At 72.9% G+C, this 12,937-nt stretch carries 10 protein-coding genes; 3 read left to right on the forward strand and 7 right to left on the reverse strand.

The window, feature by feature from the left end; all coding sequences use genetic code 11:
* Positions 1 to 105: 105 nt before the first annotated feature.
* Complete coding sequence (locus K7G61_RS33835; protein WP_225850980.1) at positions 106 to 1,863, forward strand: FG-GAP-like repeat-containing protein; 1,758 nt, start codon at positions 106 to 108, stop codon at positions 1,861 to 1,863.
* 495 nt (positions 1,864 to 2,358) lie between these two features.
* Here the strand turns inward: K7G61_RS33835 and K7G61_RS33840 are convergent, their stop codons facing one another.
* From K7G61_RS33840 to clpB, 3 genes are all read right to left on the reverse strand, one after another.
* Positions 2,359 to 2,940, reverse strand: a complete 582-nt coding sequence (locus tag K7G61_RS33840; RefSeq protein ID WP_225850981.1) for a GNAT family N-acetyltransferase — start codon at positions 2,938 to 2,940, stop codon at positions 2,359 to 2,361.
* A 350-nt stretch (positions 2,941 to 3,290) separates the two neighbouring features.
* Positions 3,291 to 3,839 carry a YbjN domain-containing protein gene (locus tag K7G61_RS33845; RefSeq protein ID WP_225850982.1) on the reverse strand — a complete coding sequence of 183 codons (549 nt, stop codon included), beginning with the start codon at positions 3,837 to 3,839 and terminating at the stop codon, positions 3,291 to 3,293.
* Between the two features lie 199 nt (positions 3,840 to 4,038).
* Entirely contained in the window at positions 4,039 to 6,666 is a 2,628-nt protein-coding gene (gene clpB, locus K7G61_RS33850) for an ATP-dependent chaperone ClpB (RefSeq protein WP_225850983.1), read from the reverse strand.
* Positions 6,667 to 6,978: 312 nt separating this feature from the next.
* Here clpB and K7G61_RS33855 point away from each other — a divergent pair, with 312 nt between their 5' ends.
* Positions 6,979 to 8,262 (forward strand): cytochrome P450, encoded by a 1,284-nt coding sequence (locus tag K7G61_RS33855; protein WP_374204329.1) that lies wholly within the window; start codon positions 6,979 to 6,981, stop codon positions 8,260 to 8,262.
* 99 nt (positions 8,263 to 8,361) lie between these two features.
* Positions 8,362 to 9,990 (forward strand): phosphodiester glycosidase family protein, encoded by a 1,629-nt coding sequence (locus K7G61_RS33860; RefSeq protein ID WP_225850985.1) that lies wholly within the window; start codon positions 8,362 to 8,364, stop codon positions 9,988 to 9,990.
* Between the two features lie 7 nt (positions 9,991 to 9,997).
* Here K7G61_RS33860 and K7G61_RS33865 read toward each other — a convergent pair whose 3' ends face one another.
* From K7G61_RS33865 to K7G61_RS33880, 4 genes are all read right to left on the reverse strand, one after another.
* A complete protein-coding gene (locus K7G61_RS33865) occupies positions 9,998 to 10,474 on the reverse strand; it encodes a heat shock protein transcriptional repressor HspR (protein ID WP_308190789.1) in 477 nt (158 codons plus the stop codon).
* Positions 10,475 to 10,477: 3 nt separating this feature from the next.
* A complete protein-coding gene (gene dnaJ, locus K7G61_RS33870; protein WP_225850986.1) occupies positions 10,478 to 11,674 on the reverse strand; it encodes a molecular chaperone DnaJ in 1,197 nt (398 codons plus the stop codon).
* A gap of 75 nt (positions 11,675 to 11,749) precedes the next feature.
* On the reverse strand, positions 11,750 to 12,517 hold the full coding sequence (gene grpE / locus K7G61_RS33875; RefSeq protein WP_225850987.1) for a nucleotide exchange factor GrpE: 768 nt from the start codon (positions 12,515 to 12,517) through the stop codon (positions 11,750 to 11,752).
* Positions 12,514 to 12,937: Hsp70 family protein (locus K7G61_RS33880; RefSeq protein ID WP_225850988.1), on the reverse strand; the 424-nt coding region annotated here is incomplete at its 5' end. The genes grpE and K7G61_RS33880, both read right to left, overlap by 4 nt.

Consider the following 12,937-nt stretch of genomic DNA (forward strand, 5'->3'; position numbering starts at 1 on the left):
GGGGTTGGGCTAGACTCGCTTGGCCTCCGCGCTCGAGCGACCGCTCCGCGGAGCGAACCCTGCCTCATGCGCTCCTCGCGCATCCTCAATCCCTTGGGGGGGATTGTGTTCTCCACTTCATCCTCGGCGCGCACCGGTGCGCGCCGCCGCAGCCGCCTGCTCGCGGCCTGCACGACCGGTGTGCTGGCCGCGGGCGTCGTCGCGCTCGGCCCGGCCGGCGCGGCGCACGCGGACACGGCCGCCCGGCCGCACGTCGCGACCAGCATCGCGCCGCGCGTCACGCAGCAGCCGACCTTCGTCCTGCCCAAGCGCACGCGGTCGGCGTACTCGACGAACAGCGCGGCCCTGACGGCACCGCTGTACGACTACGACAACGACGGGTACAGCGACCTGCTCGTCCAGGAGCAGGACGCCACCATCGCCGTCCTGAGCAGCGCCAAGATCGACAGCGGCCAGAAGGGCTACACGCAGCTCGGCAAGGCCGGCACCCTGTACCGCGACATCATCACGACCGGCAACCTCACCAACACCTACACGGGCACCGAGGTGCTCGGGCTCACCGCGTCCGGCCGGCTGAGCATGTTCACCACCGACGGCCTGGTGCAGGGGACCCCGCTGTGGACCGGCACCGGCTGGCAGGTCTACAACCAGATCGTGGGCGTCGGCGACATCAACGGCGACGGCTTCGGCGACCTGCTGGCCCGTACCCCGTCCGGTGACCTGTACCTGTACAAGGGGACCGGGTCCGACACCGCGCCGTTCGCGGCCCGGGTGCAGGTCGGGTCCGGCTTCGGCAGCTACGACCAGCTCATCGGCGCCGGCGACCTCACCGGCACCGGCCACGAGACGCTGGTGGCCCGCGACCTGTCCGGCACCCTGTGGATGTACAAGCTGGACGGCACAGCCGCGAACCCGGTCGCACCCCGCGTCCAGATCGGCACCGGCTGGAGCGTCTACAACCAGATCATCGGATGGGGCGACGACAAGTCGGACGCCGGCCAGATCCTGGGCCGGACGGTCGGCGGCACCCTGTACGGATACTCGGGCGACGGCAGCGGCAACGGCACGCTCACCAAGCGCGTGCTCATGGGCAGCGGCTGGTACTCCGCCATCATCTCCGGCCAGGGCCACACCGCGCTGTGGGGCAAGGACGACCTGTTCGCCCAGACCTCCGGCGGCAGCCTCTACTACTACTCCGGCTACAACAGCGGCAACGTCAGCTCCCGCTACCTCATCGACGGCAACTGGAAGGGCGCGCGGCTGCTGACCTCGGTGTCGCTCACCGACGCCGGCGAGCAGCCGCTGCTGGAGATCTACAACGGCACGCTCTACAAGGACTACGGCGACGGCGCCGCGATCAGCGGCGGCTGGGGCGGCTACAACCTGGTCTTCGGCCCCGGCGACCTGAACGCCGACGGCCACTCCGACCTGCTCGCCCGGGACGGGAGCGGCGTGCTGTGGCTGCTGACCGGCAAGGGCAACGACCAGTTCTACGGCCGGGTCGAGGTCGGCCCCGGCTGGGGCGCCTACAACCAGATCACCGGCGCCGGCGACATCAACGGTGACGGCCGCGCCGACATCGTCGCCCGCGCGAGCACCGGCCACCTCTACCTCTACCTGGGCACCGGCAACAGCAAGGCACCGTTCGCGTCGCGCGTCGACATCGGCGGCGGCTGGAACACCTACACCAAGCTCGCCGCCCCCGGCGACCTCGACGGTGACGGCCGCGCCGACATCGTCGCCGTCACCTCCGGCGGCCAGCTCTACCGCTACAGCGCCACCGGCCACACCGGCAGCACCACCTTCAAGAGCCGCGTGGAGATCGGCACCGCCGGCTGGAACGCCTACAGCAGCCTCTTCTGATCCACCCGTAATCCGCCCCCCGGCGCCGGCGTACCCGCGTGTACGCCGGCGCCGGGGAGGGGGCGAGTGAGCCGAAGGGGGGCTCACTCGCCCGGAGGCGAACCGAGCCTCACAGGGCGAGTGAGCCGAAGGGGGCGCCGGTGTCGAAAGGGAGGCACGCACAGGGAGCGACGAAGGAGCGACCGAGCATGCCGACCGTCGACACCGGACCCAAGCCCCCGGAGGCGAACCGAGCCTCACAGGGCGAGTGAGCCAAAGGGGGCGCCGGTGTCGAAAGAGAGGCACGCACAGGAAGCGACGAAGGAGCGACCGAGCATGCCGACCGTCGACACCGGACCCAAGCCCCCGGAGGCGAACCGAGCCCCACAGGGCGAGTGAGCCGAAGGGGGCGCCGGTGTCGAAAGGGAGGCACGCACAGGGAGCGACGAAGGAGCGACCGAGCATGCCGACCGTCGACACCGGATCGAAGCCCCCGGAGGCGAACCGAGCCTGAAATCAAAAGGGCGCCGGGTCCGAGGCCAGGCGGGCGTGGAGGTGCGAGTCGTGGCGTCTGCCGTCGGGGGCCAGGAAGGACTCGCGCATCGTGCCCTCCGGGCGGAACCCGGCCTTTTCGGCGGTGCGGCAGGAAGCCGGGTTCTCCACGGCGTGGTCGAGGCCGATCCGGTGGATGCGCAGGGTGGTGAACGCCCAGGTGGCGGCGGCGTCCAGGGCACGGGCCGCGACGCCTCGCCCGCGGGCTGCCGGGGTCACCCAGTAGGCGGCGACGGCCTGGTCGGGGGCGCGGTGGATGTCCCGCAGCCCGACGTAGCCGAGCAGGGGGCCGCCCTCCCCGTCGGTCACCGCGAAGGGAGCGGTGCCCGAGGACCAGGCCCCTACGCGGGCGTTCAGCCATATCCGGGCGCGCTCCCGCTCGGCGGCCGCGGCGACGGTCCGCCCCGCCGCCCACCGCAGGACCTCCGGGTCCCGCATGGCCTCGCCGATCTCCGCCTCGTCCCGCGTCTCGACCGGCCGCAGCACCAGCTCCCCGGCGGTGAGCGTGGTGGGTTTGAGCACGCCGAAGAACTGCGCGAGCGGCACGTCCCGCCCACCGGCCCCGGCACCGCCCCCGCCGGTCCCTCGTGTACGTCCCTTGCCCGGCGGCACGGCGCCGGACGGTGTTCCCCGTGTGTGCGACATGCGCCCCACCCTATTGACCGATAACCGGCCGACTGCCGCGGGGCCCACGCGCCGGCCACTCGGCCCGCACCGGCTGCCGGCTTTCCGCCACCGGGTGGATCACGCGGCCACGGGCGGCGGTACGTGCGCGTACGCGGCCGTACGCGCCCTTACGCAGCCGTACCTATGCGCACGGGCCCACGGGACCGTGCCGGGCGCGGCCCCGTACCGCTCGGTCCCGCCCGGCCCGGTCCCGCCCGGTTCCGCGCGGCTCAGTCCTGCGGGGTCTCGCCGTCGCCGTCGCCGTCGTCGCTGGGGGACTCGACGTCCTTCTCCAGGCCCAGGGTCTCGACGACCCAGCGGTCGAACTCGATGGAGGCGCGCACCCAGCTCACCGTGCTGGACACGAAGTGCTCCAGGCCCACGCCCAGGCCGATCAGGATCTGCGCCTCGCCGATCAGGCGGACCGAGCCGTCGTCGTGGGTGTGCGTATAGACCTTGGGCCACAGGGTGCGGCGGTTCCAGTCGTCGAGGACCTCGTGCAGCTGCGGCTTGTCGTCCACGCTGTACGCACGGTCGTAGAACGTCCGGACGGCGAAGACGGCCTGCTCGCCCTCGCCCCGGAACATGAAGTAGGTACGGAACTCCTCCCACGGCGCGGCGAGGTCGCCCTCGTCGTCCACCAGGTACTTCAGCTCCATCTGGTCGAGGAGCTGTTTGACCAGGTCCTGGTCCGGAATGACCACGCTGCCGGCGGGTCCGCTCGGCTCGGGGTCCGGCTGGCCCCCGAAATTCGGAATCGAGGACGGGTCGATGCTCACCGTAAAGGTCCCTTCGTCATGTCTCCCCGCCATCCTCCCCCATCCGGCCCCCGCACCGGCAACCCCGACCACCCGCCCAGCGGGTACGGGCCGAAGCCGCCTGGTCCCCCGGCCGCCGGGGCCGCGGCGGGCCCGCGCCGGCGGCCGGGGTCGCCGGTGGGCCCGCGCCGGCCGCCGCGGGCCCGGGACCGCCGGACCGTCACTTGGTGAGGTCGAGTCCCTCCTCGGCGTCGTCGGGGGCAGCCGTGGCCGGGCCCACGATCAGGCCGCCGGGGGCGCGGTCGACGCGGACGGTCTGGCCGTCGAGGACCTCGCCGGCCAGGATCTCGCGGGCGAGCCGGTCGCCGATGGCCGTCTGGACGAGGCGGCGCAGCGGGCGGGCGCCGTACGCCGGGTCGTTGCCCTCCACCGCCAGCCAGTCGAGGGCCTCGTCGGTGACGTCGAGGGTCAGCCTGCGGTCCTTCAGGCGGGCGGCGAGCCGGTCGGTCTGCAGCCGGGCGATGCTGCGCAGTTCGTCCTTGCCGAGAGCGGAGAAGACCACGATGTCGTCCAGCCGGTTGAGGAACTCCGGCTTGAAGGACGACCTGACGGTCTCCAGCACGCTCTCCCGCTTCTGCTCCTCGCTGAGCGTGATGTCGATCAGGAACCCGCTGCCCAGGTTCGAGGTCAGGATGAGGATGGTGTTGCGGAAGTCGACCGTGCGGCCCTGGCCGTCGGTCAGCCGCCCGTCGTCGAGCACCTGGAGCAGGATGTCGAAGACCTCGGGGTGCGCCTTCTCCACCTCGTCGAGCAGCACGACGGTGTACGGCCGGCGGCGCACCGCCTCGGTGAGCTGGCCGCCCTCCTCGTAGCCGACGTAGCCGGGGGGCGCGCCGACCAGGCGGGCCACGGAGTGCTTCTCGCCGTACTCGCTCATGTCGATGCGGACCATCGCCCGCTCGTCGTCGAACAGGAAGTCGGCGAGCGCCTTGGCCAGCTCGGTCTTGCCGACGCCGGTGGGGCCGAGGAAGAGGAACGAGCCGGTGGGACGGTCGGGGTCGGCGACGCCGGAGCGGGAGCGGCGCACCGCGTCGGACACCGAGCGCACCGCCTCGGTCTGGCCGATCAGCCGCTTGCCGAGCTCCTCCTCCATCCGCAGCAGCTTCTGCGTCTCGCCCTCCAGCAGCCGGCCGGCGGGGATGCCGGTCCAGGCGGCGACCACGTCCGCCACGTCGTCGGGCCCGACCTCCTCCTTGACCATGGTCTCGGTGGCGGCCTCCTGCTCCTCGCGGGTGGCCTCCTCCAGCTCGGCCTCCAGCTTGGGCTTCTCCCCGTACAGCAGCTTGGAGGCGGTCTCGAAGTCGCCGTCGCGCTGCGCCCGCTCGATGCGGGTGCCGATGTCGTCCAGCCGCTCCTTGAGCTCACCGACCCGGTTCAGGCCCTGCTTCTCCTTCTCCCACCGGGCGGTCAGGCCGCGCAGCTCCTCCTCGCGGTCGGCGAGGTCCTTGCGGAGCTTGTCCAGGCGCTGCACGGAGGCGGGGTCCGTCTCGTTGCGCAGCGCCATCTCCTCCATGCGCAGCCGGTCCACCGCGCGCTGCAGCTCGTCGATCTCGACGGGCGAGGAGTCGATCTCCATCCGCAGCCGGGAGGCGGCCTCGTCCACCAGGTCGATGGCCTTGTCGGGCAGGAAGCGGGAGGTGATGTACCGGTCGGACAAGGTGGCGGCGGCGACCAGGGCGGAGTCGGCGATCTGCACCTTGTGGTGCGCCTCGTAGCGCCCCTTGAGGCCGCGCAGGATCGCCACGGTGTCCTCGACCGTCGGCTCGGCGACCAGCACCTGCTGGAAGCGGCGCTCCAGGGCGGGGTCCTTCTCGATCCGCTCGCGGTACTCGTCCAGCGTGGTGGCGCCGACCATCCGCAGCTCGCCGCGGGCCAGCATCGGCTTGAGCATGTTCCCCGCGTCCATGGCGGAGTCGCCGCCGGCGCCCGCGCCGACGACGGTGTGCAGCTCGTCGATGAAGGTGATGATCTGACCGTCGCTGTCCTTGATCTCGGCGAGCACGGCCTTGAGCCGCTCCTCGAACTCGCCGCGGTACTTGGCGCCGGCCACCATGGCGCCCAGGTCCAGTGCGACCAGGCGCTTGTCGCGCAGCGACTCGGGCACGTCGCCCTTGACGATGCGCTGGGCCAGGCCCTCCACGACGGCGGTCTTGCCGACGCCGGGCTCGCCGATCAGCACCGGGTTGTTCTTGGTGCGCCGGGAGAGCACCTGCACCACCCGGCGGATCTCCTGGTCCCGGCCGATGACCGGGTCGAGCTTGCCCTCGCGGGCGGCGGCGGTGAAGTCCGTGCCGTACTTCTCCAGCGCCTTGTACGTGCCTTCCGGGTCCTGGCTGGTCACGCGCTGTCCTCCCCTGGCGTCCTCGAAGGCCGCCAGCAACGTCTTGGCCTTCGCTCCCTGCCCGGCGAGCAGGTCGGCCGCGGGGCCGCCCTTGACGGCGATCCCGATCAGCAGGTGTTCGGTGGAAAGGTACGCGTCCCCCAGCTCCTTCGCCCGCTGCGAGGCGTCGGCGACGACGGCGAGCAGGTCGCGGTTGGCCTGCGGGGGCGCCACCGTGGAGCCCTGGACCTTGGGCAGGGCGGCGACCAGCCGCTCGGCGCCGCTCCTCAGCGCGGCCGGGTCGGCGCCGACCGAGGTCAGCAGGTCGAGGATGTTCTCGTTGTCCGTGCCGCTCAACAGGGCGAGCAGCAGATGCGCGGGCGTCAGGTCCGGGTTGCCCTCGGCGACGGCCCGGGTGTTGGCGGCGTTCAGCGCTTCCCGGCTCTTGTTGGTCAGCTCGGCGTCCACGGGGGTCGGGTCCTCCTCTGCGTCTTTCCGGGTCTTTCCGGCGTTCTTCCAGGTCGAGCCGGCCCGTGGCCGGGCCTTCAAACCTGCCTACCTCAACATGAAGCAAGTTGAGTCTATTCCACTCAAGGCCATTGTGGGGGCCGTTGTGGACAGCGGGGCGGCTTCTCGTACTCCGCGGGCCGCTTTCGTATGACCCTTCGTATGACCATTGGAGAACTCCGTACGGCGATGCGATAATGCGGGCCTCAAACATCGCGGGGGGTGAGGGGTTTGCCGGACCAGGAGCGGCCGGGCGAGCCCGCGGCGCACCGCATGGACCCGACCGGAGCCGCCGTCCAGGCCGACGCCGCCGCTTTACGCGAGGCCGCGGCCGCCTGCCCGGTCCTGCTCCCCGGCGGCGTCCCCGGAATGATCGTCTCCCGGCACCGTGAGCTCCGCGACTTCCTGTCCGACCCCGGGGTCGCCAAGAACGCGCGGCACTTCGCCGCCTATCAGGAGGGCCGCATTCCGCCGCAATGGCAGCTGAACGCGTTCGCCCTGGTCAACGGGATGACGACGGCGGACGGCGACGACCACCGGCGGCTGCGCGGCCTGGCGGCCAAGGCGTTCACCCCTCGCCGGGTGGCGGCCCTGCGACCGTGGATCGAGCGGCTGGCCGACGACCTGCTCGCCGCGCTGCCGGACCGTACAGGCGAGGACGGCACGGTCGACCTGCGCCGGCACTTCGCCTATCCCCTGCCCATGGGCGTCATCTGCGAACTCCTCGGCGTCGACCCCGCCCACCGCGACCGGCTGCACGGGCTCAGCCACACCCTGGTCAGCACCTCCAGCTCCGCGGCCGACGCCATGGCGGCGCAGGCGGGCATGCACGAACTCCTCGGCCAGGTGGTGGCCGACCGCCGCGCCGCGCCCGGCGACGACCTGACCAGCGCCCTCATCGCCGCCCGTGGTGAGGGCGGCGTCCAAGACGGCGGCGCGGACAGCGACCAGGGCGGCGGCCAGGACAGCGGCCAAGGCGGCGGCGACGGCACGGACGACGGCGCGGAACGGCTCAGCGACGAGGAGCTCATCGGTACCTTGCTGCTGATGATCGTCGCCGGACACGAGACCACCCTCAACCTGATCACCAACGCGGTACGTGCCCTGTGCGCCCACCCCGACCAGCTCGCCCTCGTACTGGCCGGTGAGGCCGGATGGGACGCGGTGGTCGAGGAGACGCTGCGCTGGGACAGCCCGGTGGCCAACTTCCCCTTCCGCTACCCGGTGGCCGACGTGACCGTCGGCGGGGTCACGATCCCGCGCGGCACCCCGGTGCTGGCCGGGTACGCCGCGGCGGGCCGCGATCCACGCGAGTACGGCCCCACCGCCGACCGCTTCGACATCACCCGCCCGGCCACCCGCCACCTGGCCTTCGGCCACGGCGCCCACTACTGCCTGGGCGCCCCCCTGGCCCGTCTGGAGGCGGTCACCGCGCTGCGCCGCCTGTACGCCGCGTATCCGCGCCTCGCCCTGGCCGCGCCCCCCGACCGGCTCGCCCCGCTGCCCGGCTTCGTCGGCAACAGCGTCACCACCCTGCCGGTCCGCCTGGATGGCTGACCCGCTCGGCGGCGGACCGGCGGCGCGGGAGCCGGTTCGCCCAGTGTTCGCCACGGCGTCGCCCAGGGGGCGGCGCCGGGTTCTCCCGGAGCCGCTGCAATGCTCCCGGACGACCACGACCCGGAAAGGGACACCGTCATCGTGAAGTTCAGGGGCGGCCGCGCGCTGCTCGGCGCGGCCGCCGTCGTGGCCGCCTTCGTACCCCTCGTCCTGGCCGGCGGGCCACCCGCCCAGGCGGACACCGCCGTCCAGGGGCAGTGGACGGTACGGACCGTCGCTCCCGGCGTGGAGGTACGCGCCGGCACCCTCAGGGACGCCACCGCCGCGCCCTCCTGGACGGTGACCGTCAGGCGCCCGTCCACCGCGCGGCTGACGGGCGCGCCCGTCGACGCCGAGATCGGCCCGTCCCCGTGGGCGCTGGACACCCAGGCGAAGCTGCGGGCGGCCGGCTACGAACCGCGCCTGGAGGCCGTGGCCTGGCCCGACTACGCCGACACCCCGCGCGGCACCATGGGCTGGCGGGTGCGGATCGGCTCCTATGCGGCGAAGGACACCGCCCAATCGACGGCGACCGCCCTGACCGGGGCCGGATTCCACGCCGCGGTGGAGTGGACCGGCTACGACGCCGACCAGCCGGCCGACATCGAGAGCATCCATGTCGCGGTGATCGACCCCAGCCGCTTCACCGGCACCGTCGAGGGCACCCACGACGGCGACGTGACCCGGCGCGAGACCACCTCCGCCGTGGCCGCGAAGCTGGGATCCCTCGTCGGGGTGAACGGGGGCTTCTTCGTCCTGTCCGACGACGACGGCGTCCAGGGCACGCAGGCGGGCCTCGGGGTGTACGACGGGCAACTCGCGTCCATGGCCGCGGGTTCGCGCGCCGCGCTCCTCCTCAAGGACGGCGGGCACCACGTAAGCGTCGCGAACCTGTCCAGCGAGGCCACCGCGCGGGCCGGCGGCTCCACGTACGCCGTCCAGGGCGTCAACCGGCTGCCGGGGACGGTGCGAAGCTGCGGGCGGCCCGGCGCGGTGCCCTCCTCGCTGCCCTGGCAGGACGTCACCTGCCACGAGACGAACGACCTGGTGCTGTTCACCACCGCCTTCAAGGCGGCGCTGCCGACCGGCGCCGGAACGCAGGCCGTGCTCGACGCACAGGGCCGTGTGGTGTCCCTGGGCGGCAGGGGCGGCACCGTCCCGGCCGGCGGCTCGGTGCTGCAGGGCATCGGCACGGCCGCGACCTGGCTGACCGCGCACGCCACGCCCGGGCAGTCCGTGGCGGTCGGCGAGACCGTACGGGACGGCAGCGGGCAGCAGCTCGCCCTGGGGCCCCACGACAGTGTGGTCAGCGCGGCACCCGTCCTGGTCAGGGCCCGCCGGGTGGTCATCGACGCGAGGGCCGAGGGCACGCTCGACGTATCCGACCCGAGCTTCGGCTACACCTGGTCGAACGTCCGCGAGCCCCGCACCATGGCCGGCGTCGACGCCTACGGCCGGCTGCTCCTGGTCACCGTCGACGGCCACCGCAACGGCGGCAGCGAGGGATTCACCCTCTCGGAGGCGGCGCATTTCATGCAGTCGCTGGGCGCGGTCCAGGCGATGAACCTGGACGGCGGCGGCTCGTCCACGTTCACGGTGAACGGCGTACTGACCAACCGCCCCTCGGACGCGGCCGGTGAGCGGGCGGTCGGCGACACCCTCCAGGTCCTCCCGGGCGCGGCCGGCTGACCTCGGGTCAGCCGTCCCGCTTGGGCCGCCACACCACGAGGGCGCTGGTCTGCTGGACGTCCTGGTACGGGACCAGGTCGCGGCGGTAGGAGGCGTGGACCGCGGCCTCGCGGGCCTGGATGACGGCGGCGGCGCCCTCGACGGCCGCGGTGAGCTCCGCGACGCGGGCCTGGAGGGCGGCCACCTGGTTCTCCAGCTCGATGATCCGCTTGATGCCCGCCAGGTTGATGCCCTCGTCCTGGGAGAGCCGCTGCACCTCGCGCAGCTGCTCGATGTCGCGGGCCGAGTAGCGGCGGCCGCGACCGGCCGTACGGTCGGGGGAGACCAGCCCGAGGCGGTCGTACTGCCGCAGCGTCTGCGGGTGCAGACCGGACAGCTCGGCCGCCACCGAAATGACGTAGACCGGCGTCTCCTCGGTCAACTGGTAGGGGTTGCGACCCGAACGGGGCCCGCGGGGCCCCATCCCGCCGCCGTCGACACTCATCGCTCACGCTCCCTTTGCGGCCTTGAAAAGCTCCGCCCGCGGATCGTGGTCCGCGGTCGCTTCCCGGTACGACTCCAGCGCGTCCAGCGCCTTCCCCTCGGTCTTGTCCGGCACCGCCACCTCCACGGTGACGAGCAGGTCGCCCCGCGAGCCGTCCTTGCGCACCGCTCCCTTGCCGCGGGCGCGCAGCGTGCGCCCGTTGGGGGTGCCCGCGGGCAGCTTCAGGGTGACCGGGGGCCCGCCGAGGGTGGGCACCTTGATCTCGCCGCCCAGGGCGGCCTCCACGAAGGTGACCGGGACGGTCACCGTGAGATTGGCGTCCTTGCGGCCGAAGACGGGGTGCCGCCCCACGTGCACCACCACGTACAGGTCGCCGGCCGGGCCGCCGCGCTCGCCGGGGGCGCCCTTGCCGCGCAGCCGGATCCGCTGCCCGTCGGTGACGCCGGCGGGAATGCGGACCTGCATGGTGCGCGAGCTCTTGGCGCGCCCGCTGCCGTGGCAGACCTCGCACGGGTTCTCGGCGATCAGGCCGCGGCCCTTGCAGTCCGGGCACGGGTCGGTCAGCGAGAAGCCGCCGCCCGAGCCGCGGGCGACCTGGCCGGTGCCGACACAGGTCGGGCAGACCCGCGGGGTGCCGTTCTTGTCGCCGGTGCCGGAGCACGCCTTGCAGGGCGCCTGGGACGACATCCGCAGCGGGACCGTGGCGCCGTCCACCGCCTCGGTGAAGCTCAGCGTCACCTCGGACTCGATGTCCTGGCCGCGGCGCGGCTGCACCCTGGTGGCGCCGCCGCGGTTGAACAGGCCGCCGAACACGTCGCCCAGACCGCCGCCGAAGCCGCCGCCCGCGCCCGTCCCCGTACCCGTCCCCGGGCCGCCGGGAGCCCCGCCGAAGAGGTCTCCGAGGTCGAAGTTGAAGCCGCCGGTGCCGCCCGGGCCGGGACCCGGCCGGAAACCGCCGTTGCCGAACAGGGCGCGGCCCTCGTCGTACTCCTTGCGCCGCTTGGCGTCGGACAGTACGTCGTTGGCCTCGGAGATCTCCTTGAACCGCTCCTCGGCCTTGCTGTCGCCCTTGTTGGCGTCCGGGTGGAACTCGCGCGCGAGCTTCCGGTACGCCTTCTTGATCTCCGCCTCGGTCGCGTCCTTCGGGACGCCGAGGACCTTGTAGAGGTCCTTCTCCAACAGATCCCTGCTGATGCTCATCCCCGACGTCCCTCCTCTCCGTCACATATACGCGATGCGGGGCCGGGTGTGCGCGCACACCCGGCCACCTGTTCGTCAGCCCTTGTCCGGGCCACCGTTCTCCCCGTCGTCCGCCTTGCTGCCGGCGGGCTCCTCGGTGCCGGGAGCCGCCGCCTCGTCGGCGCCGCCGCCCTGAGCACCCTGGGCGCCCTTGCCGCTGCCCTGACCGCCCTGGCCGGGCTGGCTGCCCGGCTGCGGCTCGGCGACCGCGACCCTGGCGGGCCGCAGGTTGCGCTCCCCGATGCGGTACCCGGGCTGGAGGATCTGCACGCATGTGGTCTGCGTGACATCCGGCGAGTAACTGTGCATCAGGGCCTCGTGCACCAGCGGGTCGAAGGGCTCGCCCTCCTTGCCGAACTGCTGCAGGCCCAGCTTGGCCGCCACCGTCTCCAGCGACTCGGCGACCGACTTGAACCCGCCGACCAGCTCGCCGTGGTCCCGCGCCCGGCCGATGTCGTCGAGCACCGGGAGCAGCTCGGTGAGCAGGTTGGCGACCGCGATCTCCTTGACGGCGATCCGGTCCCGCTCCACCCGGCGGCGGTAGTTCTGGTACTCCGCCTGGAGGCGCTGCAGGTCGCCGGTGCGCTCGCTGAGCGCGCTGCGCACCTGGTCCAGCTGCGCCCGCAGGGCGGTCAGCTCGTTCGTGTCCCCGCCGGGGGCCGCCGGGCCCGCCTCCTCGGCGGGACGGGCGGCTCCGCCGGTTCCGGCGGCCTTGGCGTCCTTGGCGTCCTTACCGGACTCCGGCTTGTCGGTGGCCTCGGAAGGGACGTCGGGCTCCTCGAAGCCCTTCGGCTCCTCCGTCACGCGGCACCGTCCTTCTTCTCGTCGTCCACGATCTCGGCGTCCACCACGTCGTCGTCGGCGCTGTCACCGGCGGCCGCGCCGGCCCCGGCCGAGGCACCGGCGGCGGCACCCTCGGACTGGGCGTTGGCGTACAGCGCCTGGCCCAGCTTCTGGCTGGTGGCGGCGACCTTCTCGGTGGCCTCGCGGATCGCGGCGGTGGCGTCGCCGTCCGTGGACTCGTTCTTCAGCTTCTCCTTGAGGTCCGCGACGGCGGCCTCGACCTCGGACTTGACGTCCTCGGGGAGCTTGTCCTTGTTGTCGGCGATGAACTTCTCGGTCTGGTAGACGAGCTGCTCGCCCTGGTTGCGGGTCTCGGCGGCCTCGCGGCGGCGGTGGTCCTCCTCCGCGTACTGCTCCGCCTCGGCGCGCATCCGGTCGACC

Source organism: Streptomyces sp. HPF1205 (genome assembly GCF_020400825.1).
Classification (GTDB): domain Bacteria; phylum Actinomycetota; class Actinomycetes; order Streptomycetales; family Streptomycetaceae; genus Actinacidiphila.